This window comes from Ruthenibacterium intestinale, assembly GCF_040096265.1.
Lineage (GTDB): Bacteria > Bacillota > Clostridia > Oscillospirales > Ruminococcaceae > Ruthenibacterium > Ruthenibacterium komagatae.
This window is the reverse complement of record NZ_JBBMFA010000074.1, coordinates 18,942-45,536: the sequence shown is the minus strand read 5'-3', so window position 1 is coordinate 45,536 and position 26,595 is coordinate 18,942. Positions and strand designations below refer to the sequence as shown.

Sequence of the window (26,595 nt, the reverse complement as noted above, 5' to 3'; positions counted from 1 at the left end):
TGTATTATTCTCCTTTCTTCGAAAATGCGCTGTTCAGAAAAGCCGTGGAAAGCGCGGGGCGCACCACCTGCGCGCCGTTTTGCCCGGTGTACAGCGCCACCAGCGGCAGCGCCCGGCTGAGGAACAGGTACATGCCCTCGGTGACGGAGTAGGCCCCGATGGAGCCGAAGCACAAAAGGTCTCCGGGCTGAGGGTCCGTCAGGGGAAGGCCCTTGACCAGCACGTCGCCCGCCGTGCACAGCGAGCCGCACACGTTCCAGGGGGCGGGTTCGCCCGGGCGCGGGGCGGCGGGCAAAAAGCGCACCGGCGGGATGCGCATACCCAGCGTCTGTCCGTAGTAATTCACGTGGTGGATGCCTCCGTCCACAATGCACCAGCCGCGGCCGGCCGTGGTTTTCACGTCCATCACCTGCGTCAGATACGTGCCGCAGGGCGCGGCCAGAAACCGGCCCAGCTCGCACACCACCCGGCGGGTGCGGGCCGCCTGCCGGACCGCGCCGGCCAGCGCCTCCAGCAGCTGCGCTTCGCCGTCATCCGGGCGGAAGTATTCCACGCCGATGCCCGGGCCGTACTCCAGTTCGGAAATGGAAATGCCGCATTCCGCTTCCAGCCGGGCGGCCAGCGCCTCCAGCGTCTCCAGCTCCTGCCGGAACACCGCGGGCTTGCGCTTCTGGGTGCCGGAATACAGCTGAAGCCCCGTCACCGGAAGCCCGGACCGGCACACCCGGCGCACGCCGTCCTCGTCCATGCCGAACTGGTTGCCGCTGGACAGCCGCACAAGCACCCGGATGGACGCGCCCGTGCGGCGCGCGCACGCCGCCAGCAGGTCCGCCTGGCGCAGCGATTCCACCGTGTACATGATAACGCCTTTTTGCATGGCCCGCAAGAGGTCTTTTTCCTCTTTGTTCACGCCCGAGAGCACGATACGGGCCGGGTCCAGCCCGGCGGCCATGCACAGCTCGAATTCGCCGGGCGAACACACCTCCACCCGGACCGCTTCATCGGGCAGGGCGGCCAGCAGAAAGGGGTTGGCCTTCATGGCATAGCACACCTGCCCCGGCGCCAGCGCCCGGGACACCCCGCGCACCCGCGCGGCAAAGGCGTCCGCGTCAAAAAGATAGCAGGGTGTGCCCAGCCGGGCGGCCAGGCTTTTCAACAATTCATCGGTCAACCGGACCGCCTCCTTTTTCCGTCAGCCGGGCGGTGAGGGCCGCCCGGTCGATCTTTCCGTTTTTGTTCATGGGCAGCTGCTCCAGCCGCAGGTACAGGCCGGGCAGCATGAAGGCGGGCAGCGTTTTGCGCAGCTGGGCGGCCACGTCGGCCTTTTCGGCCGTGCCCGCGTAGCAGGCCGCGATGCGGCGGCGGTCCGCCAGGTACACGCAGCAGGCCCGGTCCACGCCGTCCAGCGCGGCGAGGGCTGCTTCAATGTCCCCCAGCTCGATGCGGTGGCCCATGTGTTTGATCTGAAAATCCCGCCGGGCGGCGTAGTACCACTGGCCGTCGTCCCCCACCCGGGCCAAATCGCCGGTGCGGTAGACCGGGTCCCGGTAGGCGTTGTGCAGCGGGTTCTGCACGAACACGGCCTGGGTGCGCAGCGGGTCGTTGTAATAGCCCAGGGCCAGGGCGCTGCCCGCCACGCAGATCTCGCCCAGGCCGCCCGGCCGGGTGACAAGGGCGTTGTTTTCGTCCAAAAGGAACACCCGTTCGTTGGGGAAGGGCGTGCCCAGGGGCAGGGGCTCGTCGTCGGCAAAGTCCCGGTCTACCACGTAGTACAGGCAGTTGCAGGTGATCTCCGTGGGGCCGTACAGGTTGACAAAGCGGGCGTTGGGCAGGGCTTTGCGCCAGGCGCGCAGATGCTTGGGGGGCATCACTTCGCCGCTGAACAGCACCTGCCGCACCCGGTCGGGCGTTTTATAGTTCAACCCGTTCATGGCGGTGACCAGGCACAGGGCCGAGACCGCCCAGGTCAGAGACGTGACGCCCTGCCGGCACAGCAGGTCCAGCAGGCGGGCGGGCATGGAAAAGTACTTGCGGGCGATGAGATACACGGTGGCGCCCGTGGCCAGGCCGGTGTACAGGTCCTTCACGGACACGTCGAAGTCAAAGGGGGCCTGGTTGCCCAGCACGTCCTGATGGGAGAAGCCGAACAGCCCGGTGAAAGCGTCGATGAAATCGATGGTGGAGCGGTGGCTGACCACCACTGCCTTGGGAACGCCCGTGGAGCCGGAGGTGAAGATGGCGTACAGGGGGTCGGCGTCCGTGGCCTGGGCTCTGCGCGCGGCCAGCAGCGCCGGGTCCGCGGGGGGATCGTCCTCCGGCAGGACCAGCACCCGGCCGGGAAACAGCGCCCGGGCCCGCTGGGCATGGGCGGCGTCCGTCACCAGCAGCGGCGCGTTCAGCACCTGAAACAGGCCCACAAGGCGCCGGTCCGGCAGGCTGGGGTCCGCCATGGCGTAAAAACAGCCCGCGTACACCGCGCCCAGAAAGGCGGCCACCGCCCCGGGGCTTTTTTCCAGCAGCACCGGCACCGGTGTGCGGGGCGCAAGCTCTGCGGCCAGCAGGCTGCCCAGGCCCTGCGCCCGGGCCTGCAGCTGCGAAAAGCTGAGCGCGCCGTCGTCGTCCGCAAAGGCGGTCTTTTGGGGGAACCGCAAGGCCGTGCGCTCCAAATATTCCAGAACATTGATCTGCATTTACAGTCTCTCCTTTGCCTGTTCCGGCGTGTAGAACAGCCCGGACACGTCCTCGCCCGCCGCAAGGCGCTGCAAAAAGGACGCGAAAGCCGCGCTGAACGCCCGGGCGCCGTCCGCGTTCATGTGGGACAGGTCCCGGAACATCTCCGGCCGGGGAGAAAACAGCTCCGGCCGGGCCAGATTGAAGTTGTAATAGGGCACCCCGGCCTGCCGGGCGCTTTCGGCGATGGCCGCGTCCGCCTCAAAGTACCGGGGCATGGCGCGCAGGGCCTGCGCCGGGCGGGGCGTGTTCACCAGCATCAGCTGCGCGCCGTGCTGCCGGCACAGCCGGGCGATCTTCTGCACGTATTCCCGGCTCTCGCCGGTGAAGTCCTCGGGGCCGGTCTCGTCCACGGTGTCGGGCAGGGGCGCGGCGGGGGCGGAGGGGTCCACGTACACGTAGCCGTCCCGCACGTACTGCAGGCCGTCCTGCGGGGCGGGGTCCGGGTCGGGGAACAGCTTTTCCCGCACGTTCTGCAGCGCCGAGCGCGGGCCCTTCACATGGTAGCCCCGCCACCACAAAAGCCGGTCCAGATAGGAGCCGTCCTGGGCGGTGGCCCAGTAGTACCGGGCCCGGATCAGGGGGCTTTTCAGATAGGGCGCCAGCGACACGTAGACCAGCGGGTCCTCCTGCTGGCGGGCGTACTGCCGGGCCTCCACCGCAAGCACCACCAGCCGGGGGCTTTGGGTGCGGAACATCTCTTTTAAAAGGTAATAGCTGGCGGGAAAGTCCGCGCTGGACGCGCCCAAATCGAACACACGGGCGTTCAGCGCCGGTTCCAGCACGTCCGGGTCAAAGTGATACAGCGCCAGCGAAGAGCCGCAGAACACCACGTCCAGCGGTTCGCTGCGGTGCAGGTCTTCCAGCATGCGCCGGGTGAAGTTGCCCGCGGGCATGAGCACGAAATTCAAAAGGCTGTTCACCAGGGCCAGAAACACCAGAAAGGCCGCCGCGCGCACCCAGGCGCGCCGTTCAGAATTGCGCATACAAAAACCCTCCCGTGAGATCGGTGCCCTGGGCCGCCAGCCCCAGCACCGCGATCAAAAGCCCGGTGTAGCAGGTCCAGCGCAGCCAGAGGGGCCGGGCGTCCAGCCCGGTGCGGATGGAAACGCCCCGCTCCTGCAAGACGCTGACAAAAAACAGCACGGCGGTGGCGGCGGCCAGCACCAGAAAGTCCCGGCCGGTGAGGCCCAGCTGCAGCAGGATGCCCTGCCCCAGGGCGGCGATGTCCGGCCGGGCAAAGGTGCGCACCAGCATATCCGCGCCGGCCCGGACGGTGAGCGCCCGGTCAAAGTACCAGCCCACGTTCACCACCGCGAAGGTGCGCAAAATTTGAAACACCCGCCAGCCGCGGCTGTGCACGTTCACCCGCAGGGCGGTTTTCATCCGGTCAAAAAGCGGTTCCAGCAAAGCGGCGCCGGCAATGACAAGGCCGTTGTACAGGCCCCACACCGCGTAGTGCGCGCTGGCGCCGTGCCACACGCCCACCACCAGGAACACCGCCACGTTGGCCAGGCACACGGGCAGCACCCGGCCCACGCTGCGGCCCAAATGCGCCTTGGCCCACTTGCCCAGCCGGGCCATGGGCCGGGAGATGGACAGCGGGTAGAACAGGTAGTCCCGCATCCAGGCGCCCAGCGAGATGTGCCAGCGCCGCCAGAATTCCGACAGGGAGTGGGAAAAATAGGGACGGGTGAAGTTTTCCGGCAGGCGGATGCCGAACAGCTCGGCCGCGCCCAGCACCACGTCGATGCCGCCGGAGAAGTCCGCGTACTGCTGCAGCGAGTAGAACAGCACGCCCACGGCCAGCACGCTGCCGGGGTAGGTGTCGTACGAGCCGAACACCTGGTCCACCAGCACGGCGGCCCGGTCCGCGATGACCATTTTTTTAAAGTAGCCCCACAGCATGCGCTGGATGCCGTGCTGCAGCGCCGTCAGCCGGAAGGAATGGGGCTCCAGCAGCTGGGGGCCGGTCTGGTCCCAGCGGACGATGGGGCCCTGCAGAAGCTGCGGGAAAAAGCCCACGAACAGCGCCAGGCGGGGCAGGCTGCGCTGGGCCTGCACGGTGCCGCGGTACACGTCGATCAGGTACCCCATGGCGCTGAAGGTGTAAAAGGAGATGCCCAGCGGCAGCAACAGCCCGGTGCGGCCCCACAGCGGCCCCACGTATTTCAGCCAGGCCAGCACGCCGAAGTTCAGCCCCAGCACCGCCCAGAAAAAGCGGCGCTTTTTGGCTTTGGCGGCGGCCCGCCGGGCCTTTTTCTCCGCGGGGGTGCACCCCTGGGTGGGGCACAGCCGGTCCACCCGGGCCATGGCCAGGCCGCCCAGCCAGGTGGTCACGATGGTCACGGCCGGAAACAGCAGACCCGCCGGGCCCGCGCAGGCGTAGAACCCGCCGCTGAGCACCAGCAGGCACACCCACTGCCAGCGCCCGGGCAGAAGGTAGTACACCAGCACCCCGACGCACAGAAACACAAAAAAGGAAAAAGAAAACAGGGACATGCCGGGCTCCTTTCAAAAAAGTCGGGTCACAGGACCGCGCGGTATAGTTGGGCCACCTGGCGCAGCGCGTCCACGCTGGCCACAATGTCTCCGGGCACCTCCAGCGAATGGTTCGCGCCGGGGATCTTCGTCAGCCGGACGGCCGGGTCCTGCTCCATGCGGGCGGCGCAGTCGGGCGTCATCAGCGGGTCGGCGTCGCCGTACACGGCCCAGCAGCTGCGCCCGCGCATGTAGGCGTCGTAGGTGCGGGGCAGGGGCGTCAGGTAGATCTGCACGGGGCGCAGGGCCAGACGGCGGGCCACCTCGCCCGCCACCAGGGTACCCAGGCTTTTGCTGACGAACACGCACCGGCCCAGGCACCGGCCCGCCAGCTGCGCCAGCGCGTCGTTGACGCAGCCGGACAGCGCGGCCTGGGCCTGCAGCGGCGCCGGAACGGACGGGTCCGGCGAGAAGGACGGGTAGTCCACGCAAACCACTTCGCTGCCGGTTTGCTGCGCCTGTTTGCGGGCGTAATAGAACAGCGGCCGGTCCACGCCGTAGCCCATTCCGGGAAAGAAAACAACTGTCGTATCCAAAAACGATTCACTCCCTGAAAAAATTTCATTTTGCCGTTTTTTTTCATGCACAGTATAGCACGTCCGTGCCCCGGGGACAATTGAACCGCCAGGGAAAGTGTGGTATACTGTTGATAAAATCAGCATCCTGTGAGGAGAGTTCGGAGCATGGAAGAAAAAATCAGCAATTTCCTGACGGAAATCATCGACAAGGACCTGGCCCAAGGCCGTGTGAAAGAGATCCACACCCGGTTCCCGCCCGAGCCGAACGGTTATCTGCACATCGGCAGCGCCAAGGCCATCTGGATCAACTGGAGCATCGCCAAACAATACGGCGGAAAGTTCAATTTGCGGTACGACGACACCAACCCCTCCCACGAGGATGTGGAGTACGTGGACAGCATTCTGGAAGATCTGCGCTGGCTGGGGGCGGAACCCACCGGCGGCATCTATTACGGCAGCGATTATTTCGACCAGTGCTATGAATACGCCGAGCAGCTCATCCGCGAGGGCAAGGCCTATGTGGACGATCTGACCCGGGAGCAGATGCAGGAGTACCGCGGACAGGACGCGGGCAAGCCGTCCCGCCCCAGCCCCTGGCGCGACCGCACCCCCGAGGAGAACCTGGATCTGTTCCGGCGCATGCGCGCGGGCGAGTTTGCGGACGGCACCAAAACTCTGCGCGCCAAGATCGACCTGGCCAGCCCCAACATGAACATGCGCGACCCGGCCATCTACCGCATCATGCGGGCCCACCACCACCGCCAGGGCGACAAGTGGTGCATCTACCCGCTGTACGACTTTGCACACCCCATTCAGGACGCCATCGAGGGGATCACCCACTCCATGTGCAGCCTGGAGTTTGAGAACCACCGTCCCCTGTACGAGTGGGTCATCGACAACCTGCATCTGGGGCCCTTCCCCATTCAGAGAGAGTTTGCCCGTTTGAACATCACCCATACGGTCATGAGCAAGCGCTATCTGCGCAAGCTGGTGGAAACGGGCGTGGTGGACGGCTGGGACGACCCGCGCCTGCCCACCCTGTGCGCGCTGCGCCGCCGCGGCTACACCCCCGAGAGCATTTTCGAGTTTGTGAAAAAGGCGGGCGTGGCCAAGGCCAACAGCCTGGTGGACAACCGCCTGCTGGAGCACTGCATCCGCTCCGAGCTGGACCCCGTGGCCCCGCGCCGCGTGGCGGTGCTGGACCCGGTGAAGCTGGTCATCACCAACTATCCCGAGGACAAGACCGAGGAGTTCCAGCTGCCCAACAACCCCAAGGACGAGAACGCCGGCACCCGCGCGGTCCCCTTCACCAGAGAGGTGTGGATCGAGCGCAGCGACTTTGCCGAGGTGCCGCCGCCCAAGTATCAGCGCCTGAAGCCCGACGGCGAGGTGCGCCTGATGGGGGCGTACATCGTCAAGTGCACGGGCTTTGAAAAGGACGAAGCGGGCAATGTGACCAAGATTTTGTGCACCGCCGATCTGGAGACCGGCAACGGCATGCCGGCCGACGGCCGCAAAGTGCGCGGCACCATCCACTGGGTGAGCACCGCCCACGCGGTGGACGCCGAAGTGCGCCTGTACGGCGATCTGTTCGGCGAGGAGAACATGGGCGAGCTGCCCGAGGGCAAGACCTACGACGATTACCTGAATCCTGAGTCGGTGCAGGTGCTGCCCAACGCCAAGCTGGAGCCCGCGCTGAAGGACGCCCGCCCCGGCGAGCGCTTCCAGTTCGTGCGCATGGGTTACTTCACGCCGGATTCCAAGCATCCGGGCGTGTACAACCGCATCGTCACGCTGAAGGACAGCTTTTCCAAAACGCTGACGCAGAAATAAGAACAGACAGGGACGGCGCGCGGCGCCGTCCCTGCTTTGGCTTGCAAGGAGGGAAATGCCATGCAGCAAACCATGCTGGCCGCCGTGTGGGACGGCGGCAGCGCCCCGGTTCTGACCCGGCGGCCGGTGCCCGTTGTGCACGAGCCGGGCGACGCCATTGTGCAGGTGACCCGTTCCACCATCTGCACCAGCGACCTGCACATTCTGCACGGGGCCGTGCCCCGCGCCGTGCCGGGCATTGTGCTGGGGCATGAATTTGCGGGCCGGGTGGTCGCGGTGGGCCCGGGGGTCACCCGGCTGCGTCCGGGCGACCGGGTGGCCGCCAACTGCGAGAGCTTCTGCGGGGACTGCTGGTTCTGCCGGCGGGGCTATGTGAACAACTGCGAACAGGGCGGCTGGCTGCTGGGCTGCCGCATCGACGGCTGCCAGGCGGAGTATGTGCGGGTGCCCTTCGCGGACCAGTGCCTGTACCCGCTGCCCCACGGCGTCAGCGAGGAGAGCGCGCTGTTTGTGGGGGACATTCTGGTCAGCGGTTACTGGGGCGCTTTGCAGTGCGACATCCGCCCCGGCGACACGGTGGCGGTGGTGGGCGGCGGCCCCGTGGGGCTGTGCGCAGCCCAGTGCGCCCGCTTTTTGGGGGCGGGCCGGGTGGTGCTGCTGGAGCCGGACCCCGCCCGCCGGGCGCTGGCCCTGGCCCAAAAGCTGGCGGACGAGGTGCTGGACCCCTGCCGGGAGGACGCGCCCGCCTTTGTGCAGCGCCTGACCGGGGGCCGCGGCGCGGACAGCGTCATCGAGGCGGCGGGCGCGCCGGACACCTTCGAGCTGGCCTGGCGCGTGGCCCGGCCCAACGCCGTGGTCAGCGTGGTGGCCATGTACGAGAGCGACCAGATTCTGCCGCTGCCCCGGATGTACGGCAAAAACCTGATTTTCAAAACCGGCGGCGTGGACGCCAACTGCTGCCCCCGTCTGGTGGAACTGATCGCCGCCGGGAAGCTGCGCACGGATTTCCTCATCACCCACCGCGGCCCGCTGGAAGCCATTCCGGACGGGTACCGCACCTTTGCCGCCCGGCAGGACGGCTGCCTGAAATGGGTGGTCACAGGCCCTTGTAAAACAGAGGAAAGTGTTTCATAATAAGAATGAAAAAATGGTTGCAAATTATACAAATATAGTATACAATAGAAGCGAACAAAAAAGGAGGCCTTTTTGAATGGGTGCAATCAAAGCAAAAGAGCATATTTGGTATGTGGGTGTGCAGGACCCGGACCTGCGTGTGTTTGACATCATCATGCATTCGGACTACGGCACCAGCTACAACGCATATCTGGTGCAGGGCACGGAGAAGACGGTGCTGTTCGAGACCAGCAAAGCGAAATTCTTTGACGAGTTTCTGGACAACATCCGCCAGGTGACGGACCCCGCCAAGATCGACTACATTGTGGTGGACCACACCGAGCCGGACCACACCGGCAGCATGGAGAAGCTGCTGGAGCTGGCCCCCAACGCCACGGTGCTGGGGTCGGGCACGGCCATCACCTTTTTGAAGGAGATCGTCAACCACCCGTTCAACGCCAAGGCTGTTTCGGAGAAGGACCGCATCGATCTGGGCGGCCTGACGCTGACCTTCCTCAGCGTGCCCATGCTGCACTGGCCGGACAGCATGTACACCTACATCCCCGAGCTGAAGGCGCTGTTCACCTGCGACAGCTTCGGCTGCCACTACGCGGATGAGCGCGTGTTCAACGATTTGATCGAGGGCGATTTTACCGAGGCGTACAAATATTACTTCGACAACATCATCGGGCCGTTCAAAAACCCGTTCATGCTCAAGGCGCTGGACCGCATCAAGGACCTGCCCATCGAGTTTGTGGGCAACGGACACGGACCGGTGCTGCGCAGCAACATCCAGCATTATTTTGATCTGTACCGCGCCTGGAGCACGCCCCAGCCCCGGGACAAGAAAGTGGTGGCGGTGGCCTATGTGTCCGCTTACGGATACACCCGCCAGCTGGCCGAGCAGATCTGCAAGGGCCTTTCCGAAAGCGGTGTCGAGGTGAAGTGCTTCGATCTGGTCAGCGACGACAACGCCGCGGCCAAGGCCGCCATTGCGGACGCCGACGGCTTTTTGCTGGGCAGCCCCACACTGGTGGGCGACGCGCTGCCCCCGGTGTATGAGATGCTCATCGGGCTGAACCCCATCATCCACAAGGGCAAGTTTGCCGCCGCCTTCGGCAGCTACGGCTGGAGCGGCGAGGCCGTGCCCAACCTGACGGCCCGTTTGCAGCAGCTGAAGCTGAACATGCCGTTGGAGGGCATGAAAGTGCGCTTTAAACCCACCCAGACCGATCTGGACGCGGCCAAGCAGTACGGCCTTGCGTTCGGCAACGCGGTGCGCGGCGTTTAAACGCCCGCGGCTTCCCCATACTAAGAAAAAAGAAAGGAGACTCTCCCCATGAAAAAGTGGCTTTGCACCATCTGCGGCCAGGAATTCGAGGGTGACCAGCCTCCCGTGCCGTGCCCCGTGTGCGGCGCCGGCGAGGAAGCCTTTGAAGAAGTAGCCGAGTAAGAAAAACAGCCTTCCGCTTTTGCGGAAGGCTGTTTTGTTTGGCGGGCAGCAAAAAGGCCCTCCGCAAAGGCGGAAGGCCGCAAGCACATTATTTCTTTTCGGTGACGTAGGCGCGCAGCGCGGTGCACACCGCGTCCAGGTCGATCTTCCGCTCCTGCAGAAAACGGGACTGGCCCAGCAGGGAACGGAACTCCTTCACGGTGTAGTGGCCGGTGCTGCGGGGCAGAGCCAGCGAGGCAACGGGGTTGGTGAACACGCACACCGTTTCCACGGGAATGTTTTTCAGCTTGGCGCTGAACAGAATGTCGCGCACCAGACGGGTGTCGCGCTCGGCTTCCAGAATGGGGTTGGCGAAGGAGATGCGGTCCTGGTTTTTCACCTGCAGCCACATGGCGTCCCCGGCGCTGCCGTAAATGGAGCCGCCGCGGCCCACGCATTTGACGCACAAAACGCCAAAGGTGCCCACCAGAATGAAATCCAGGTCCGCCAGCTTGCCGTCCTTGGCCAGGCACGCGGGGGAGATGACCTGGTAGCCGTTCATCAGCGCCATGCGCCGGGCGGCGCCCAGGGGCTTATCCGCTTTTTTGGCGTCGGGCAGGTCTTTGGGTTTGCGGCGGAAAAGCGGGGAATCGCTGCGCCACAGAAAATAGATGATCAAAAACAGGCACAGGAGGGTGATGATCACAATGCCGACAATCAGATACAAGTCTTCCACGAAAAAACCTCCAGAAAAAGCCGTTCGACCGGCTTTTTAGAATCATTTTTATCAGTATAGCAAAAAGTGAGAAAAAACACAATTGAACCGGCCAATTCGGCGCAAGAATTTTGGTGAAAATTGACCGGTCAAAAATGAAAAAAATCATTGACAATCCGATAATGCTGTGGTATGATAATTCATGCACTCAAGAGTGCGAAGTGAAAATGCGCTGCTAGCTCAGTTGGATAGAGTGTTTGGCTACGAACCAAAAGGTCAGGGGTTCGAATCCCTTGCAGCGCACCACGCCGGAGCAGAATTTCTGCTCCGGTTTTTTTGTGTTTGCGGCGTGCAAGGAAAAACGCCTTCTGACGCGCGTCAGAAGGCGTTTTTTGCGTGAAGGTGCCGGTCAGCGGCAGGGCTTGGGCGTCAGGGCGTAGCATTGGCGGATGATGGTGTCGTACAGATCGTTGTAATAGTCCAGGTACGCTTTCCGGCGCTGCCGGTCGGCGCGGTTTTGACGCTGCATTTCGTCCCAGACGGCGCAGTGCTTGTGGCAGTTTTCGCAGTAGCGGTCGCAATGGCTTTTACACGGAAGCATGGGGCAGTCCTCCTTCTTGCATTCACCTTGGCTTCAGTGTAGCGCGTTGCGCCGGGTTTGACCACGGATTTTGGGTCAAATGTTTGAAAAGTTTTTGTGAAACCGCCCGGTTTACACAGATTTGGCCCATTCTTTTCAAAAAAAGGGTGGCACACCGGGCGGGACTGTGATACCTTTTTAAGAAGAGAAGTGTGCCGCGCAGCCGGCACGGGAGAGGAAGAGGAGAAATGATGGAAAACGAGTGCTTTGAAAACCGGGAGCTTTCCTGGCTGCGCTTCAACGAGCGCGTGCTGGAAGAGGCCGAGGACGCACGGGTGCCCCTGTGCGAGCGGCTGTCCTTCCTGTCGATTTTTCAGAGCAATCTGGATGAATTTTTTATGGTGCGCATCGGCAGCCTGCACGACCAGATGCTGCTGGACAAGGACAGCCGGGAGAACAAGACCCACATGACCCCCGGCGAGCAGATCGACGCGGCGCTGGACCAGGTGCGAAGCCTGTGCCGCCGCCGGGACGCGGCCTACACCGCCCTGATGGGGCTGCTGGAAGAGCAGGGCGTGACCATTGTGGACTTTCACAGCATCCGCCCCGAGTCGGAAAAATATCTGGAGACCATGTTCCGGCGGGAATTTCTGCCGTTGCTGTCCACCTTCATCATCGGCAAAAAGCAGTCCTTCCCCTTTCTGGCCAACAAGGACATTTACGCCATTGCCGTGCTGAACACCAAGACCGAGAAAAAGAAGATCGGCATTGTGCCCTGCGTCAGCGGCCTGTTCCCCCGGCTGATCCCCGTGCCCGAGCGCGCCGGCTGCTACATTCTGGCCGAGGAGCTGATCCTGCACTGCCTGCCCATGATGTTCCCCGGGTACAAGATCACCAGCAAAACGCTGGCGCGGGTGACCCGGAACGCGGACATTGACGCCGACAACATTTACGACGAGGAACTGAACTACCGCGACCACATGGCCGAGGTGATCAAGCTGCGGCGCAAGCTGTGCCCGGTGCGCATGGAGCTGAGCCGCGCCATCGACATCGAGGTGATCGAGACCCTGTGCCGCCAGCTGAAGCTGGACACAAAGCGGGTGTATGAGTACGACGCGCCGCTGGACCTGTCCTTCCTGTACATGATCCGGGACCATCTGCGCACCCGCAGCGAGCTGTTCTACGCGCCGCGCCACCCCCAGGACAGCCCCGAGGTGGACCTGAAGAGCTCGGTGCTGGAGCAGATCGCCCGCAAGGACATTCTGCTGCACTACCCGTACCAGAGCATCCGCCCCTTTTTGCAGATGCTGAGCGAGGCTGCCCGGGACCCGGAAGTGGTGTCCATTAAAATGACGCTGTACCGCCTTGCCCGGGACAGCAAGGTGGTGGAAAGCCTGGAGGAAGCCGCCGAGAACGGCAAGCAGGTGGACGTTCTGGTGGAGCTGAAGGCCCGGTTTGACGAGGCCAACAACATCGCCTGGAGCCGCCGCCTGGAGCGGGCCGGCTGCCATGTGATCTACGGCCTCAGCGGCATGAAGGTGCACAGCAAGCTGTGCGTCATCACCCGCAGAACGCCCCAGGGCATCCAGTACATCACCCAGATCGGCACCGGCAACTACAACGAGCGCACCAGCCGCCTGTACACGGACCTGTCCCTGATGACGGCCCGCCGGGAGATCGGCATGGAAGCGGCGGCCGTGTTCCAGGCGCTGACCCTGGGCGAGACCGTGGACCACACCCAGCACCTGCTGGTGGCGCCCCACTGCCTGCAGAACAAGCTGCTGGACATGATCGACGATGAGATCTGCAAGGCGCGCCAGGGCGGCGAGGGCTATCTGCGCATCAAGATCAACAGCATGAGCGACAAGACCCTCATCGACAAGCTGATCGAAGCCAGCCGCGCCGGTGTGCGGGTGGACATGATCGTGCGGGGCATCTGCTGCTTGCGGGGCGGCGTTCCCGGCTGGACCGACAACATCCACATCATCAGCGTGGTGGGCCGGTATCTGGAGCACTCCCGCATTTACATTTTCGGCAGCGGCGAGGACGTGCGGGTGTACATCGGCAGCGCCGACTGGATGACCCGCAACACCTTGCGCCGGGTGGAGGTGGCCGTGCCGGTGTACGACCAGGGCCTGAAGCAGCGGCTTTTGCGCATTTTTGACGTGATGTGGCGCGACAACCGCCAGGCCCGGGACCAGCAGCCCGACGGCAGTTATGTGCGGCGCATGCCCAACGGCGAGCCCGCCCTGGCCTGCCAGGACTGGCTGTACGACGAAGCGTACCGCCTGGCCGGCCGCAAGCTGGAACAGAGCGAATCCTGAAAAAAGCCCCGGAACGACGGTTCCGGGGCTTTTTGCACTTATTTTGCGTGTTTGCAGATGGCCAGAAGGATCTTGAACGGGAACACCACCACCAGTAAAACCAGATACAAAAGCAGTTTCATGGGTCAGCCTCCTTATTTTAAAAGGTTGTGACGGACGAACTCCAGCACCTTCTGCTCGGCGGCGGGGCACAGAAGCCGGGGCAGCTGATGAGCGGCCAGCCACGCCAGCGCCGTGGCCACGCCCAGACCGCCCACGGCCAGGCACAGGGTCTTGGCCGGGTCCGGCGAAGTGAGCGCGGCGGCCAGCGCCGCCACCCACACCAGCGCGCCCACAGGGCGCAGAATGTGCACGGTGTGCGGGTCCGGGCCGAATTTGCCCTGAATGATGCAGCCGCCGGCGGTCTCGGTCACCGCGGCGGTCAGGCACAGGCCCCGGGGTTTGTGCGGGCCGGGCGCCCAGGCCAGCACGAAGCCGTCCCGGGTGGGGCGGCTTTCCAGCTCGCCCGCGGCCGGCGCTTTGCGCTGCATTTCCCGGGTGCCGTGGCGCAGGCGCTCCAGCACCTGGCGGCGGGTCAGGGTGCTTTCCAATCGCATGGGGGCACCTCCTCGTTCAAAAACTGTTCCAGAATGTCCGCGGCGCTGCGGGCCAGCTCCGGACAGGGACGCTTGCGGTAATACTCCGGGGTGCGCGCCTCGGGCCGGGGCGTTCCCTCGGGCCGGTCCAGGCCCAGCAGCTCCTTGCAGACAATGCTTCCGTGGCACTGCCGGAACCGGTTTGCCAATGCCTGCACGTCGGTGTACACAGCGGTTTTCTCCTGCAGGTCGCCGGGCACGCCGTAGCCCCGCAGGGCGCTGTACACAAAGGTCATGCCGCTGACGCAGCCGCACACTTCCCGCAGGCGGCCGAAGCCCCCGCCGAAACCGCTGACCATCCGGGCCACGGTCTCCAGCGGAAGGCCCAGCTCATCGGCAAAGGCGCCGGCTACGGACTGGGCGCAGTTGTAACCGCTGCAGAACAGGCGGCAGGCTTCGTCTCCGTGCGCGCTCATACCTGCTCCTCCTGCACGGGTGCGAAGCGCACCACGTCGAACAGGCCCCGGTCGGTCAGGCGCAGCTCCGGAATGACCGGCAGCGCCAGGAACGACAGGCTGGTGAAGGGGTCCACGTGATAGGGGATGCCCATCTGGGACGCCTGCTTGAGAATGGCTGCGGTGTTGCGCTGCACGTCTTCCCAGGGGTCGGTGCTCATCAGGCCGGCCACGGGCAGGGGCAGCTGGCCCAGCACCTGCCCGCCGGACACCAGCACATAGCCGCCGCCCATGGATTTCAGCTGATTGATGGCCAGGGCCAGGTCTTCGTCGTTGTCGCCGGCGGCGATGACGTTGTGGCTGTCGTGGGCCACGCTGGTGGCGATGGCGCCGCCCCGGATGCCGTAGCCCTTCAGCGGGCACACCGCAATGCCGCCGCTGCGGCCGTGGCGCTCCACCACGCACAGCTTGGCGTAGGTCTCGTTGGGAACAAACAGGCCGTTTTCCGAGGGGACCGGCTCCACCACGTGTTTGGTCACGATCTGATAGGGCACCATCTCGATGCAGTGGGCCGTCTCGCCCACGGGCAGGCGCAGGTCCTGCGCGGTCACGGGGGAGAAGCGCACGGTGTTCAAAAGCGCGTCCGGAACCGGGGCGGGCCGGCAGGCGGCCAGCGCCTCTTCCACGGGAACGCCGTCCTTATAGACCTGCTCCACCTTGACCTTTTTCAGGCTGCTGAGCAGCACCAGGTCCGCCCGGTAGCCCGGCGCCACAGCGCCCAGGTCCCGCAGACCGTAGACCCGGGCCGCGTTGATGGTGGCCATTTTGATGGCGGCCACCGGGTCCATGCCCAGGCGGATGGCCTGGCGCACGTTCCAGCGCACATGGCCTTCCCGGGAGATGTCGTCCAGATGTTTGTCGTCGGTGCAGAACAAGAAACGGTCCGCGGGCAGCTTGGAGTCCAGCAGGCCGTTGACCAGAGCGGTCAGGTTTTTGGCGGCGCTGCCCTCGCGCACCAGGACCGCCAGCCCCGCCCGCAGCTTTTCGGCTGCCTCGGCAAAGCTGGTGCACTCGTGCTCGGTGCGCACGCCCGCCGCGGCGTAGGCCTGCAGCGGACGCCCGGTCAGGCCCGGGGCGTGGCCGTCCACCTGTTTGCCCGCGGCTTCGGCCGCGTTCAGTTTTTCCACGATGGCATCGCCGGCGGCCACCACGTCGGGGTAGCACATCACCTCGCCCAGGCCCAGCACCCGGGGATGGTCCCAGAAGGGAGCCATGTCCTGGGCGGTGAAGTCCGCGCCGTTGGTCTCAAAGGCGGTGGCGGGCACGCTGGAAGGCAGCATCAGATACACGTTGACGGGCAGCTGCTCGGTGGCGTCCAGCAGATAGCGCACCGCCGCCGCGCCGCACACGTTCACGATCTCGTGGGGGTCTGCGATCATGGTGGTGGTGCCGCTTTTGGTCACAAGCCGCGCCAGCTCGAAGGGCGTGGCCAGGGTGGACTCCATGTGCAGGTGGGCGTCGATGAAGCCCGGGCACAAAAACTTGTCCGTGCCGTCCACTTCCCGCACGCCTTCGTAGGAGCCCAGGCCCACCACGCAGCCGTCGGCCACGGCTACGTCGGTGGTGACCACCTCTTCACTGAACACGTTGACCACATTTACATTTTTAAACACCAGGTCCGCTTTCACGCGGCCCATGGCGGCGTCGATCCTCTTTTTTCGATCCATTTGGGGAGCACCTCCGTTCTTTGATTCTTATTATATCATGATGCGAAAGCAGAATGGTATAATTCGCCCTCTTTTTCGGTTGCCCCTTCGGGGCGAGAAAAAGGGCGATTTAAAATAGAGTATAATGGTCGTTTTGCGGCCATTATACCATATTTTGGCCCGGGGCGGTAGGGAAAAGACGACGGGGGATTTGTGGATAAATTGTAAAAGTTGAAAAATTTTTCGCATTTTGGCCCGCAGCTCTTGACATACTAAAAAAGTGTTGTACAATAATTTTAGCACTCGGGAACATAGAGTGCTAAAACGATGAGAGAGGAAGCGATGCAAATGCCGATCGACGATCGAAAGCAGCGCGTGCTGCGGGCGATTGTATCGCTGTATTCCGACGACGGCGAGCCGGTGGGCTCGGGTCTTCTGGCCGAACATTTCGGCCGGGCGGTCTCATCGGCCACGCTTCGCAATGAGATGGCGGCGCTGACAAAGCTGGGGCTGCTGGAGCAGCCGCACACATCCGCCGGCCGGGTGCCCAGCGCAAAAGGGTACCGGTATTACATCGACAATCTGCTGGACACTTCGCTCAAGCTCAGCGAGAGCGAGAAGCGGGCGGCGGAACAGGCGTTTCGGGAGATGGATTACGACCCCGAGCGGCTGGCCCAAAGCGCGGCCCGGGCGCTGGCGGACTGGACGGGGTACACGGTGGTGGCCACCACGCCCAAAAGCGAGGATATGTGCATTGCGCATTTTGAGGTGATGCAGGTGGGCCGCTACACGGCGGCCGTTCTGGCGGTCACCGGCGCGGGCGGCGTGCGCACGCGCACCGCAAAACTGGACTTTGAGCTGCGGCCCGGCGACGCCGAGCGGCTGGCGCAGACGCTGAACGAGCACCTGACCTTCCGCAGCGCGGCGGACGTGAGCCAGCCGCTGCTGCACGCGGCGGCCGAGGGCATGGGCGCCGGCGGCGCGGTGTTCTATCCGGTGATCAGCGCGGCGTACACCCTGCTGAAGGAAGCGGGGCGCCCCAACGTCTATCTGGAAGGCCAGCAGAACGTGCTGGGATACAGCCCGCAGGAAGAATGCCTGCGCACCCTGATGGAATTTTTCGGGGACGAGGAAGCGGTCAAGCGCTTCATCAGCCCCAAGTCCGAGCGGACCACGGTCCTGCTGGGAGACGAGATGCCCGAGTACCGGATGCCCGGTGTGTGCATCCTGTCCAAGCGGTACGTGGCGGGCGGCGGTCTGACCGGCGCCATCGGCATTGTGGGCCCCACCCGGATGCGGTACCGCGAAGTGATTCCGCGGCTTGAATATTTTGCGTTGCTGCTGGGACAGTGCATGTCGGGCAAGACCGAGCACGGACAGCGACAGGAGGAGTAGCCAACATGGCAGAGAAAGAAAAGAAAGAGAAAAAGGTCTCCGAACAGCCGGAGACGCAGCCCGAGAGCCGGGAGCAGGCGCAGCCGTCCGCGGACTGCGAAGCGGAGCTGGCCGCGGTGAAGGAGCAGCTGGAAAAAGCCGCCAAAGAGCTGGCCGACGCCAAGGAGACGCTGCTGCGCACCGCCGCGGAGTACGACAACTTCCGCAAGCGCAGCGCCAAGGAAAAGGACGCCGCCTTCGGAAACGGCGTGAGCTTCGCCGTGGAAAAGCTGCTGGGCGTTCTGGATACGCTGGCACTGGCTGCCAACGCACAGACCGAAGACGAGAGCTATAAAAAGGGCGTGCTGATGACGCTGGACAAAGCCGGCGCCGCCTTCAGCGCCATGGGCGTTGAGGAGATCGAAGCACAGGACAAACCCTTTGACCCGGAACTGCACGCCGCCGTGATGCAGCAGCAGGCGCCCGAAGGCGTGGAGAGCGGCACGGTGGTACAGGTGCTGCAGAAAGGGTATACGTACAACGGCAAAGTCATCCGCCACGCGGCGGTGGCCGTTGCGCAATAAACCGCCGAAAGCGCACCGCGCTTTTTGCATAGAAACTGAAAACCATTCCAACTTTGAATTGCAATAAAAGAGGAGCGATTATTTATGGGAAAAATCATTGGTATCGACTTGGGCACCACCAACAGCTGCGTGTCCGTCATTGAGGGCGGCGAGCCCGTTGTCATCGCCAACGCCGAGGGCGCGCGCACCACGCCCAGTGTGGTTGGCTTCACCAAAACCGGCGAGCGTCTGGTAGGCCAGGTGGCAAAACGCCAGGCCATCACCAACCCCGACCGCACCATCTCTTCCATCAAGCGCCACATGGGCACCGACTACAAGGTGGAGATCGACGGCAAGAAATACACCCCGCAGGAGATCAGCGCCATGATCCTGTCCAAGCTGAAAGCGGACGCGGAAAGCTACCTGGGCGAGAAGGTCACCGAGGCGGTCATCACCGTGCCGGCCTACTTCAACGACTCGCAGCGTCAGGCCACCAAGGACGCCGGCGCCATTGCGGGCCTGGATGTAAAGCGCATCATCAACGAGCCCACCGCCGCCGCGCTGGCCTACGGTGTGGATAAGGAAAACGACCAGAAGATCATGGTGTACGACCTGGGCGGCGGCACCTTCGACGTGTCCATCATCGAGATGGGCGACGGCGTGACCGAGGTTCTGTCCACGGCCGGCGACACCCACCTGGGCGGCGACGACTTCGACAAACGCATCATCGACTGGCTGGCCGACGAGTTCAAGAAAGAGAACGGCGTGGACCTGCGCCAGGATAAAATGGCGGCGCAGCGCCTGAAAGAGGCGGCCGAGAAAGCCAAGATCGAGCTGTCCGGCGTGGCCTCCACGGCCATCAACCTGCCGTTCATCACGGCGGACGCCACCGGCCCGAAACATCTGGACACCACGCTGACCCGGGCGAAATTCAACGAGCTGACCGCGGACCTGGTGGAGCGCACCATGGGGCCTGTGCGCCGCGCTTTGAGCGACGCCGGCCTGCAGCCGGGCGATCTGCACAAGGTGCTGCTGGTGGGCGGTTCCACCCGTATCCCCGCCGTGCAGGAAGCTGTGAAGAACTTCATGCACACCGAGCCTTCCAAGGGCATCAACCCGGATGAGTGCGTGGCCATCGGCGCGGCCATCCAGGGCGGCGTTCTGGGCGGCGACGTGAAGGGCCTGCTGCTGCTGGACGTCACCCCGCTGAGCCTGGGCATTGAGACCATGGGCGGCGTGTGCACCCGCATCATCGAGCGCAACACCACCATCCCCACCAAGAAGAGCCAGATCTTCTCCACCGCGGCCGACAACCAGCCGTCGGTTGAAGTCAACGTGCTGCAGGGCGAGCGTGAGTTTGCCCGCGACAACAAGTCTCTGGGAACCTTCCATCTGGACGGCATCGCCCCGGCTCCCCGCGGCGTGCCTCAGATCGAAGTCACCTTCGACATTGACGCCAACGGCATTGTGAACGTGTCCGCCAAAGACCTGGGCACCGGCAAGGAGCAGCACATCACCATCACCTCTTCCACCAACATGAGCAAGGAAGACGTGGAGAAGGCTGTGAAGGAAGCCGAGCGCTATGCCGCCGAGGACAAACAGAAACGTGAGGAAGTGGACACCCGCAACGCCGCGGACCAGATGGTGTTCACCACCGAAAAAGCCCTGAACGAACTGGGCGACAAAGTGACCGCCGAGGAGAAGGCGGACATCAATGCCAAGCTGGATGCGCTGAAAGAGGCGCTGAAAGGCTCGGACATCAACGCCATCAAGGCAAAACAGGAAGAGCTGCAAAAAGCTTTCTACGCTGTGAGCGAGAAGGTCTATAAAGAGGCCGCGGCGGCCCAGCAGGCTGCGGGCGCGCAGGCCGGCCCGGATATGGGCGGCCAGCAGGCAGGCAGCGGCAACGGCGACGACAACGTGGTGGACGCCGACTACAAAGAAGTTTAAACCATATCTCTCACAACAAGGGCGGGCGGCGTGGCCGCGCGCCCTTGTGCCGTGAGGACGAGGGAGAGAAAGTATGGCAGAAAAACGCGATTATTATGAGGTGCTGGGCGTGCCCAAGACCGCTTCGGACGACGAGATCAAAAAGGCGTACCGCAAGCTGGCCAAAAAATACCATCCGGACCTGAACCCCGGCGACAAAGTGGCCGAGGAGAAGTTCAAAGAGGTGGGCGAGGCCTACGAGGTGCTCAGCGACAAAGATAAAAAGGCACGGTACGACCAGTTCGGCCATGCGGGCGTGGACCCCAACTACGGCGCGGGCGCCGGGGCCGGCGGCTTCGGCGGCGGGTTCGGCGGATTTGGCGGCGGCATCGATTTGGACGACATTCTGGGCTCCATGTTCGGCGGCGGGTTCGGCGGCTTCGGCGGACAGCGCCGGGCCAACCCCAACCAGCCCCGCCGCGGCGCGGACATCCGCGTCAGCCTGGTGCTGAGCTTTATGGAGGCGGTGCACGGCTGCACCAAGACCGTGACCGTGAACCGCCAGGACGTGTGCCCGGAGTGCGGCGGCACAGGCGCGGCCAAGGGCACCAGCCCCGAGACCTGCCCGGACTGCCGCGGCACGGGTTTTGTCACCGTGCAGCAGCGCACGCCCTTCGGCGTGATGCAGTCCTCGCAGCCGTGCCGTAAGTGCGGCGGCAAGGGAAAGATCATCAAGACGCCCTGCTCCAAGTGCCACGGCGCGGGCAAGGTGTCCAGCACCAAGCGCGTGGAGGTCACGGTGCCGGCCGGCATTGACGACGACCAGAGCCTGCGTTTGGCGGGCCTGGGCGACGCGGGCCAGAACGGCGGCCCCGCCGGCGATCTGATCGTCATCGTCACCGTGCGGCCGGACGCCATGTTTGAGCGCGACCGCTACGACGTACATGTGACCGTGCCCATCACCTACAGCCAGGCGGTGCTGGGGGCGGATGTGGTGGTGCCCACCATCGACGGCAAGGTGCAGTACACCGTGCCCGAAGGCACCCAGTCCGGCACCACGTTCCGGCTGCGGGGCAAGGGCATCCAGTACGTGAACGGACGCGGCCACGGCGACCAGTACGTGCACGTGGTGGTGGAGATCCCCAAAAAGCTGACCAAAACCCAGCGCGAGGCGCTGAAGACCTTTGAGGACAGCCTGAAGGAAGACAACTACGAACAGCGCAAGGGCTTTTTCAAATCCCTGCGCGACATGTTCGGCGGAAAAGAATAAAAAAAGACGCGGCTCCCACCGGAGCCGCGTCCTTTTTTTGTTTACAGCAGCTGTGTGATGCGGGCGCACCCCCTCTTCAATGGGGCCGCGCAGGGCCAGCGCCCCGTCGGTATCGCCCGCGCGCAGGGCCTCCACCTGCCGGGTCAGCAGCTGATGCAGCTGCGTGAAGGACAGGTTGCCGCACACCCCTTTCAGGCTGTGGGCCGCGGCCAGCGCCGCCGCCCAGTCGCCTTTGTCCAGCGCGGCGGACAGGGCCGCGGGGTTGGGGTCTGCCGGGAACTTGGACAAAAACCGCTCCCACAGGGCCTCGTTGTTCATGAAGCGCTCCAGCCCTTCTTCCACATTGACCCCCGCATCCCGCAGGGCCTGTTTTCTGCTCTCGTCCATGCTCAATTCTCCTTTCGCCGGTACAGACGCCGGATCTCGTGCTCCACAGAGAAGAAGCTGTCCAGCAGCTGCGGGCTGAACACCCCGCAGGCGCCGGTGCGGATCATCTCCAGCGCCTGCTCGACCCCGAAGGCGTCTTTGTAAATGCGCTTGCTGACCAGCGCGTCGTACACGTCCGCAATGGACACCGCCTGCGCCCAGACGGTGATCTCGTCCCCGCGCAGCCCGTCGGGATAGCCCCGGCCGTCCCACCGCTCGTGGTGGTGCCGGGCAATGTCGCAGGCATAGGGGAAAATGGGGTGGCTGCGCATTTGGGGAATGCGCTCCAGCAGGCGGGCGCCCTGCACCGTGTGGGTCTTCATAATCTCGTACTCCTCGGGCGTCAGGCGGCCGGGCTTGTTGAGAATGGCGTCGGCAATGGCGATCTTGCCCACGTCGTGCATGATGGACGCCAGGGCGATGTGCTGGATCTGCTCCTCGCTGAGACCGTCCCCCAGGCGGGTGCGGCGCAAAAGCAGCCCCGTGATGTCGTGAATGCGGTGGACGTGCTCGCCCGATTCGCTGCTGCGGAACTCGATGGATGTGGCCAGAGCCTCGATCATGCCCCGGTTCAGGTCCACGATGGTCTGGGTCTGGCGGCGGATCTCCTCTTCCTGGCGCTGCACCATGTGGGCCAGTGCCCGCCGGTTCCGGAACAGCTCCACCACCGAGTTCACCCGCCGGGTGACGATGTAGGGAACCACCGGCTTTTCGATCACGTCCATCACGCCCAGGCGGTAGGCCTCCCGGCTGACCTGGGACGCTTCGGCTGTGATGAGAAACACCGGGGGCCGCCGGTCCGGCGCAAAGGACGCGTTGATCCGGCGCAGCATCTCCATGCCGTCCATCACGGGCATCTGCACGTCCAAAAGCACGGCGCACACCTGGCTGCGGTGCTCTTCCAGCAGGCGCAGGCCCTCGGCCCCGTCGCCCGCCTCCAGAATGAAATAGCTCTGTTTGAAAATCTCGGCCAGAATGGCACGGTTCATTTCCGAATCGTCCACGATGAGCAGTGTGTTCAGCATGGAAGACGGTGATTTTGGCTCGTCCATGGGAAATTCCCCCTTTTTCAACTGGAATTATTATACCAAAAAGAAAAGAATTTGTCAGCCGCGCGGGAACATGGTATCATAGGGGTGCGCACATGCGCGCGGGAGGATTTATGAACAGGAAACAGAAAAAATGGAAGCACGTTCTGCTGACGCTGGTGCTGGCGATGCTCTGCGTGGCGGGCTTCAATATTTTCAGTATGAACCGCATTCTGCTGGACGAAGCACAGGTGATGGGCACCGAGATCGCCAAGCGGCTGGCCGCCCAGGAGATGCACAACATTGTACAATACCAGTGGGTGCTGGACACGCTGGAGGCCTCCATGCGGCCCCAGAACCGCACCGAGGACACCGCCGCCTGGATGCAGGAGTACCTGGTGTACGCCAGGGACCTGACCGGGCTGGATGAAATTGAGATCTACGCCTCGGTGGACGGCAAGATCGTGGCCGCCACCTACTGGGAGGGCGACGAGGACTACGGCCCCACCGCCTCGCAGTGGTATCAGCAGGCCATCGAGGCCGGCGGCGGGATCGTGTACACGGACGCATACATTGACGTGCGGCTGCAAAAGCCCGTGTTCACCATTGCAAAGCAGGTGCGGGGCACCCAGGACGTGGTGGCCATGGACATCTATTCCGACCAGCTGGGCGTCAGCGGTATTCGGGAGGAGCTGCCCGAGGAGGGGCACTATTACCTGTGCGATTCCCAGGGGCAGCTGCTGTACTACGTGGCTCACGGCGAGGCATCCCCCGAGGTGATTCAGGAGCAGATCAGCCAGCTGTTCAACGAGATTCAGGCCGGGGAGCACACGTCCTATCAGTCCTTCACCCAGGGCATTGACGGCCGCAAGCGGGGCGTGTATTATCATCCCATGGAGAACGGGTGGTGCTCCATCATCACCATCCCCTATTCCACCCTGCTGGCCCAAAGCGGAAAGGTGTGGCTGCCCTTTGCGGTGCTGCTGGGGCTGTTTGCGGCGGCCTCGGCGGCGTATCTGGTGTCCCAGTGGCGCAGCCGAAAAAGCGCGGCCCTGTACAACTCCATTGTGGGGGTGCTGAGCAACTCCTACTATGCGCTGTATCAGGTGGATTTGAACCAGGGCACCTACGAGATGCTGAAGGGCTCGGACTACGTGCGGGAGAACGCGGGCAACGCCGGCGACTACGCCCTGCTGCTGCAGAAGCTGGCCGAGGTCATTGAGCCGGAGGCCTACGAGGAGTTCAGCGGCTGCTTTGACATTGAGAACATGCGCCAGCTGATGAAAAAGCGGGTGCGCAACTACGGCGGCGACTTCAAGCGGCTGTTCAACGGCCGGTACCGCTGGGTGCACGTGCAGATGCTGTACGACGAATCGCTGCAGCCGGGCAAGGTGGTACTGTGCTTCCGGGACGTGCACGAGGAAAAGGAGCACGATCTGGCCCGGATGGAGCTTTTGCAGAACTCCATCCACTCGGTGACGGAGATGGCCGATTCCAAAAACCGGTTCTTCTCCTGCATGTCCCACGACATGCGCACCCCGCTGAACGCCATTCTGGGCCTGACCAGGCTGGCGGAAGACCAGGTGGACCAGCCGGACAAGATCCGCGCGGCGCTGGGCAAGGTGCGGGCCGCGGGCGAGCAGCTGCTGGGGCTGATCAACGACATTCTGGAGATCTCCAAGCTGGAAGAGGGCAAGCTGGACATTGTGCACCAGCCCTTTGACCTGGCCGAAAACCTGCGCCAGACCGCCGAGCTGTTCAGCCTGCAGGACGGCGGCCAGCGGACCTTCCGCTGGAAGACGGACCTGCGGGACACGGCCGTGGAGGGCGACTGGCGGCGGCTGCAGCAGATTTTGAACAACCTGCTGTCCAACGCCTTCAAGTACACAAAGCCCGGGGACTCCATCGACTTTGAGGTGACGGAGTTCGCCGACACCCAGAGCCGGTACCCCAACTTCCGCTTTGTGGTGCGGGACACGGGCGCCGGCATGAGCAAAGAGTTTCTGGGGCGGCTGTTCGTGCCCTTTGAACGGGAAGTCCGGTTCGGCGCGGCCAACGTGGCGGGCACGGGGCTGGGCATGCCCATCGTGCACGATCTGGTGCGCCAGATGGAGGGCCGCATCGAGGTGGAGAGCGCCCTGGGCAAGGGCACCACGGTGACGGTGACGCTGCCGCTGCGCCTGGCCGAGGAGCGCCGCCCCGAAGAGACGCCCCCTTCCTACGAGCCCGCGGACATGACCGGCAAGCGGGTGCTGCTGGCCGAGGACAACGAGATCAACATGGAGATTGCCTGCGCGGTGCTGGAGATGCACCATCTGGAGGTGACCCAGGCCTGGGACGGCCGCCAGGCGCTGGAGCTGTTTGAAAACAGCGAACCGGGCCATTTTGACGCGGTTTTGATGGATATGCAGATGCCCGTGATGGACGGCTGTGCCGCCGCCCGGGCCATCCGCGCGCTGCACCGGCCCGACGCGGCCACGGTGCCCATCATCGCGGTGACGGCCAACGCCTTTTCCGAGGACATTGCCCGCCCCCAGCAGGCGGGCATGAACGCGCACATTTCCAAACCCATCGACTTCAACGTGCTGGAGCAGGTGCTGGGCCGCCTGCTGGCAGCCCCTTCCAACAGACAGGAGAGTGAACCATGAGTTACGCAGACGATTTGTTCCTTGCCAACTGCAGGGATATTCTGGAAAACGGCGTGTGGGACACGCAGCTGGAGGTGCGGCCCCGCTGGGCCGACGGCACCCCCGCCCACACGGTGAAAAAGTTCGGCATTGTGAACCGGTACGACTTGAAAAAGGAGTTTCCGGCGCTGACGGTGCGGCGCACGGCCTTCAAGTCCTGCGTGGACGAAATGCTGTGGATCTGGCAGAAAAAGTCCAACCGCATCGCGGACCTGCACAGCCACATCTGGGACCAGTGGGCCGGCCCGGACGGCACCATCGGCAAGGCGTACGGCTATCAGCTGGGGGTCAAGCACCAGTACCGGGAAGGCATGTTCGACCAGGTGGACCGGATGCTGTACGATTTGAAGCACAACCCGGCCTCCCGGCGCATCATGTCCAACATTTACGTGCACGCGGATCTGCACGAGATGAACCTGTATCCCTGCGCCTACAGCCTGACGCTGAACGTGTCCGGCAACACGCTGAACGCCATTTTGAACCAGCGCTCCCAGGACATGCTCACCGCCAACAACTGGAACGTGTGCCAGTACGCGGTGCTGGTGCACATGTTTGCCCGGGCCAGCGGCCTGGAAGCGGGCGAGCTGGTGCACGTGATCGCGGACGCGCACATCTACGACCGGCACGTGGACATTGTGAAAAAGCTGATGGAGCGCCAGCCGTATCCCGCGCCCCGGCTGTGGATCAACCCGGACGTGACCGATTTCTACGCCTTCACACCGGAGGATTTCAAGCTGGAGGATTACCGCTTCCACACCCTGGAAGAGAAGATCCCCGTGGCGGAATAAGGAGGAGC

The 26,595-nt window shown here is 63.9% G+C and carries 22 protein-coding genes, 1 tRNA gene and 1 pseudogene; 12 read left to right on the top strand and 12 right to left on the bottom strand.

All coding sequences use genetic code 11. The annotated features are described in order from the left end of the window. Nucleotides 1-4: 4 nt before the first annotated feature. The 5 genes from WMO24_RS05755 to WMO24_RS05735 are packed head-to-tail and all read right to left on the bottom strand — an operon-like array spanning nucleotide 5 to nucleotide 5,807. On the bottom strand, nucleotides 5-1,171 hold the full coding sequence (locus tag WMO24_RS05755; RefSeq protein WP_349215367.1) for a diaminopimelate decarboxylase family protein: 1,167 nt from the start codon (nucleotides 1,169-1,171) through the stop codon (nucleotides 5-7). Beyond that, the gene (locus tag WMO24_RS05750; RefSeq protein WP_349215366.1) at nucleotides 1,161-2,690 is read right to left on the bottom strand and encodes an amino acid adenylation domain-containing protein; all 1,530 of its coding nucleotides are present in this window, start codon (nucleotides 2,688-2,690) and stop codon (nucleotides 1,161-1,163) included. The genes WMO24_RS05755 and WMO24_RS05750 overlap by 11 nt, the downstream gene beginning before the upstream one ends. After that, on the bottom strand, nucleotides 2,691-3,716 hold the full coding sequence (locus WMO24_RS05745) for an SGNH/GDSL hydrolase family protein (protein WP_349215365.1): 1,026 nt from the start codon (nucleotides 3,714-3,716) through the stop codon (nucleotides 2,691-2,693). After that, nucleotides 3,703-5,232 (bottom strand): MBOAT family O-acyltransferase, encoded by a 1,530-nt coding sequence (locus WMO24_RS05740; protein WP_349215364.1) that lies wholly within the window; start codon nucleotides 5,230-5,232, stop codon nucleotides 3,703-3,705. Before WMO24_RS05740 ends, WMO24_RS05745 begins: the two co-directional genes overlap by 14 nt. Nucleotides 5,233-5,258: 26 nt before the next feature. Further along, on the bottom strand, nucleotides 5,259-5,807 hold the full coding sequence (locus WMO24_RS05735) for an alpha/beta fold hydrolase (protein WP_349215363.1): 549 nt from the start codon (nucleotides 5,805-5,807) through the stop codon (nucleotides 5,259-5,261). Nucleotides 5,808-5,954: 147 nt separating this feature from the next. Here WMO24_RS05735 and WMO24_RS05730 point away from each other — a divergent pair, with 147 nt between their 5' ends. From WMO24_RS05730 to WMO24_RS05715, 4 genes are all read left to right on the top strand, one after another. Beyond that, nucleotides 5,955-7,622: a glutamine--tRNA ligase/YqeY domain fusion protein gene (locus tag WMO24_RS05730; protein ID WP_349215362.1), complete on the top strand. Its 1,668-nt coding sequence runs from the start codon at nucleotides 5,955-5,957 to the stop codon at nucleotides 7,620-7,622. 60 nt (nucleotides 7,623-7,682) lie between these two features. Continuing rightward, entirely contained in the window at nucleotides 7,683-8,756 is a 1,074-nt protein-coding gene (locus WMO24_RS05725; RefSeq protein ID WP_349215361.1) for an alcohol dehydrogenase, read from the top strand. Between the two features lie 76 nt (nucleotides 8,757-8,832). Then, nucleotides 8,833-10,026 carry an FprA family A-type flavoprotein gene (locus WMO24_RS05720; RefSeq protein WP_349215360.1) on the top strand — a complete coding sequence of 398 codons (1,194 nt, stop codon included), beginning with the start codon at nucleotides 8,833-8,835 and terminating at the stop codon, nucleotides 10,024-10,026. 48 nt (nucleotides 10,027-10,074) lie between these two features. Beyond that, nucleotides 10,075-10,188, top strand: a complete 114-nt coding sequence (locus WMO24_RS05715; RefSeq protein WP_349215359.1) for a rubredoxin-like domain-containing protein — start codon at nucleotides 10,075-10,077, stop codon at nucleotides 10,186-10,188. 88 nt (nucleotides 10,189-10,276) lie between these two features. Here the strand turns inward: WMO24_RS05715 and WMO24_RS05710 are convergent, their stop codons facing one another. Beyond that, nucleotides 10,277-10,903, bottom strand: coding sequence for a nuclease-related domain-containing protein (locus tag WMO24_RS05710; protein WP_349215358.1), 627 nt, complete (start codon nucleotides 10,901-10,903; stop codon nucleotides 10,277-10,279). Between the two features lie 208 nt (nucleotides 10,904-11,111). Here WMO24_RS05710 and WMO24_RS05705 point away from each other — a divergent pair. Next, nucleotides 11,112-11,188, top strand: a tRNA-Arg gene (locus tag WMO24_RS05705). A 103-nt stretch (nucleotides 11,189-11,291) separates the two neighbouring features. Here WMO24_RS05705 and WMO24_RS05700 read toward each other — a convergent pair. Further along, complete coding sequence (locus tag WMO24_RS05700; protein WP_349215357.1) at nucleotides 11,292-11,483, bottom strand: hypothetical protein; 192 nt, start codon at nucleotides 11,481-11,483, stop codon at nucleotides 11,292-11,294. A gap of 227 nt (nucleotides 11,484-11,710) precedes the next feature. Here WMO24_RS05700 and ppk1 point away from each other — a divergent pair, with 227 nt between their 5' ends. Continuing rightward, nucleotides 11,711-13,786, top strand: a complete 2,076-nt coding sequence (gene ppk1, locus WMO24_RS05695) for a polyphosphate kinase 1 (RefSeq protein WP_349215356.1) — start codon at nucleotides 11,711-11,713, stop codon at nucleotides 13,784-13,786. A gap of 134 nt (nucleotides 13,787-13,920) precedes the next feature. Here ppk1 and WMO24_RS05690 read toward each other — a convergent pair whose 3' ends face one another. Genes WMO24_RS05690 through ade form a run of 3 tightly spaced genes read right to left on the bottom strand, consistent with a single transcriptional unit; the run spans nucleotide 13,921 to nucleotide 16,543 of the window. Further along, nucleotides 13,921-14,382, bottom strand: a complete 462-nt coding sequence (locus tag WMO24_RS05690) for a hypothetical protein (protein ID WP_349215355.1) — start codon at nucleotides 14,380-14,382, stop codon at nucleotides 13,921-13,923. Further along, nucleotides 14,361-14,837, bottom strand: a complete 477-nt coding sequence (locus WMO24_RS05685; RefSeq protein WP_349215354.1) for a C-GCAxxG-C-C family protein — start codon at nucleotides 14,835-14,837, stop codon at nucleotides 14,361-14,363. The genes WMO24_RS05690 and WMO24_RS05685 overlap by 22 nt, the downstream gene beginning before the upstream one ends. After that, nucleotides 14,834-16,543 (bottom strand): adenine deaminase, encoded by a 1,710-nt coding sequence (gene ade / locus WMO24_RS05680; protein ID WP_349215353.1) that lies wholly within the window; start codon nucleotides 16,541-16,543, stop codon nucleotides 14,834-14,836. The genes WMO24_RS05685 and ade overlap by 4 nt, the downstream gene beginning before the upstream one ends. Nucleotides 16,544-16,870: 327 nt before the next feature. On the opposite strand from ade, the gene hrcA reads away from it, so the two are divergent. The 4 genes from hrcA (at nucleotide 16,871) to dnaJ (ending at nucleotide 21,658) form a co-directional block, all read left to right on the top strand. After that, the gene (hrcA, locus tag WMO24_RS05675) at nucleotides 16,871-17,917 is read left to right on the top strand and encodes a heat-inducible transcriptional repressor HrcA (protein WP_349215352.1); all 1,047 of its coding nucleotides are present in this window, start codon (nucleotides 16,871-16,873) and stop codon (nucleotides 17,915-17,917) included. A 5-nt stretch (nucleotides 17,918-17,922) separates the two neighbouring features. Further along, nucleotides 17,923-18,480 (top strand): nucleotide exchange factor GrpE, encoded by a 558-nt coding sequence (locus tag WMO24_RS05670; RefSeq protein ID WP_349215351.1) that lies wholly within the window; start codon nucleotides 17,923-17,925, stop codon nucleotides 18,478-18,480. An 84-nt stretch (nucleotides 18,481-18,564) separates the two neighbouring features. After that, nucleotides 18,565-20,409, top strand: a complete 1,845-nt coding sequence (gene dnaK, locus WMO24_RS05665; RefSeq protein WP_349215350.1) for a molecular chaperone DnaK — start codon at nucleotides 18,565-18,567, stop codon at nucleotides 20,407-20,409. Between the two features lie 73 nt (nucleotides 20,410-20,482). Beyond that, on the top strand, nucleotides 20,483-21,658 hold the full coding sequence (gene dnaJ, locus WMO24_RS05660; protein WP_349215349.1) for a molecular chaperone DnaJ: 1,176 nt from the start codon (nucleotides 20,483-20,485) through the stop codon (nucleotides 21,656-21,658). 123 nt (nucleotides 21,659-21,781) lie between these two features. On the opposite strand, the pseudogene WMO24_RS15800 reads toward dnaJ, so the two are convergent. Continuing rightward, a pseudogene (locus tag WMO24_RS15800) lies at nucleotides 21,782-21,976 on the bottom strand (Hpt domain-containing protein); the annotation flags it as partial. 71 nt (nucleotides 21,977-22,047) lie between these two features. Next, nucleotides 22,048-23,136 (bottom strand): HD domain-containing phosphohydrolase, encoded by a 1,089-nt coding sequence (locus WMO24_RS05655; protein ID WP_349215348.1) that lies wholly within the window; start codon nucleotides 23,134-23,136, stop codon nucleotides 22,048-22,050. 110 nt (nucleotides 23,137-23,246) lie between these two features. Between WMO24_RS05655 and WMO24_RS05650 the strand changes: the two genes are divergently transcribed. Both WMO24_RS05650 and thyA read left to right on the top strand, forming a co-directional pair. Then, the gene (locus tag WMO24_RS05650; protein ID WP_349215347.1) at nucleotides 23,247-25,760 is read left to right on the top strand and encodes a hybrid sensor histidine kinase/response regulator; all 2,514 of its coding nucleotides are present in this window, start codon (nucleotides 23,247-23,249) and stop codon (nucleotides 25,758-25,760) included. Beyond that, a complete protein-coding gene (thyA, locus tag WMO24_RS05645) occupies nucleotides 25,757-26,587 on the top strand; it encodes a thymidylate synthase (RefSeq protein ID WP_349215346.1) in 831 nt (276 codons plus the stop codon). Before WMO24_RS05650 ends, thyA begins: the two co-directional genes overlap by 4 nt. The last annotated feature ends 8 nt before the right edge of the window (nucleotides 26,588-26,595 follow it).

What these genes read in the sequence shown, in the direction of transcription:
- WMO24_RS05730 (WP_349215362.1), top strand. Translation starts at nt 5,955, where the DNA reads ATGGAAGAAAAAATCAGCAATTTCCTGACGGAAATCATCGACAAGGAC.
- WMO24_RS05670 (WP_349215351.1), top strand. Translation starts at nt 17,923, where the DNA reads ATGGCAGAGAAAGAAAAGAAAGAGAAAAAGGTCTCCGAACAGCCGGAG.
- dnaK (WP_349215350.1), top strand. Translation starts at nt 18,565, where the DNA reads ATGGGAAAAATCATTGGTATCGACTTGGGCACCACCAACAGCTGCGTG.
- hrcA (WP_349215352.1), top strand. Translation starts at nt 16,871, where the DNA reads ATGCCGATCGACGATCGAAAGCAGCGCGTGCTGCGGGCGATTGTATCG.
- WMO24_RS05700 (WP_349215357.1), bottom strand. Translation starts at nt 11,483, where the DNA reads ATGCTTCCGTGTAAAAGCCATTGCGACCGCTACTGCGAAAACTGCCAC.
- WMO24_RS05720 (WP_349215360.1), top strand. Translation starts at nt 8,833, where the DNA reads ATGGGTGCAATCAAAGCAAAAGAGCATATTTGGTATGTGGGTGTGCAG.
- WMO24_RS05715 (WP_349215359.1), top strand. Translation starts at nt 10,075, where the DNA reads ATGAAAAAGTGGCTTTGCACCATCTGCGGCCAGGAATTCGAGGGTGAC.
- thyA (WP_349215346.1), top strand. Translation starts at nt 25,757, where the DNA reads ATGAGTTACGCAGACGATTTGTTCCTTGCCAACTGCAGGGATATTCTG.
- WMO24_RS05650 (WP_349215347.1), top strand. Translation starts at nt 23,247, where the DNA reads ATGAACAGGAAACAGAAAAAATGGAAGCACGTTCTGCTGACGCTGGTG.
- ppk1 (WP_349215356.1), top strand. Translation starts at nt 11,711, where the DNA reads ATGATGGAAAACGAGTGCTTTGAAAACCGGGAGCTTTCCTGGCTGCGC.
- WMO24_RS05690 (WP_349215355.1), bottom strand. Translation starts at nt 14,382, where the DNA reads ATGCGATTGGAAAGCACCCTGACCCGCCGCCAGGTGCTGGAGCGCCTG.
- dnaJ (WP_349215349.1), top strand. Translation starts at nt 20,483, where the DNA reads ATGGCAGAAAAACGCGATTATTATGAGGTGCTGGGCGTGCCCAAGACC.
- WMO24_RS05725 (WP_349215361.1), top strand. Translation starts at nt 7,683, where the DNA reads ATGCAGCAAACCATGCTGGCCGCCGTGTGGGACGGCGGCAGCGCCCCG.
- ade (WP_349215353.1), bottom strand. Translation starts at nt 16,543, where the DNA reads ATGGATCGAAAAAAGAGGATCGACGCCGCCATGGGCCGCGTGAAAGCG.
- WMO24_RS05655 (WP_349215348.1), bottom strand. Translation starts at nt 23,136, where the DNA reads ATGGACGAGCCAAAATCACCGTCTTCCATGCTGAACACACTGCTCATC.
- WMO24_RS05750 (WP_349215366.1), bottom strand. Translation starts at nt 2,690, where the DNA reads ATGCAGATCAATGTTCTGGAATATTTGGAGCGCACGGCCTTGCGGTTC.
- WMO24_RS05740 (WP_349215364.1), bottom strand. Translation starts at nt 5,232, where the DNA reads ATGTCCCTGTTTTCTTTTTCCTTTTTTGTGTTTCTGTGCGTCGGGGTG.
- WMO24_RS05685 (WP_349215354.1), bottom strand. Translation starts at nt 14,837, where the DNA reads ATGAGCGCGCACGGAGACGAAGCCTGCCGCCTGTTCTGCAGCGGTTAC.
- WMO24_RS05745 (WP_349215365.1), bottom strand. Translation starts at nt 3,716, where the DNA reads ATGCGCAATTCTGAACGGCGCGCCTGGGTGCGCGCGGCGGCCTTTCTG.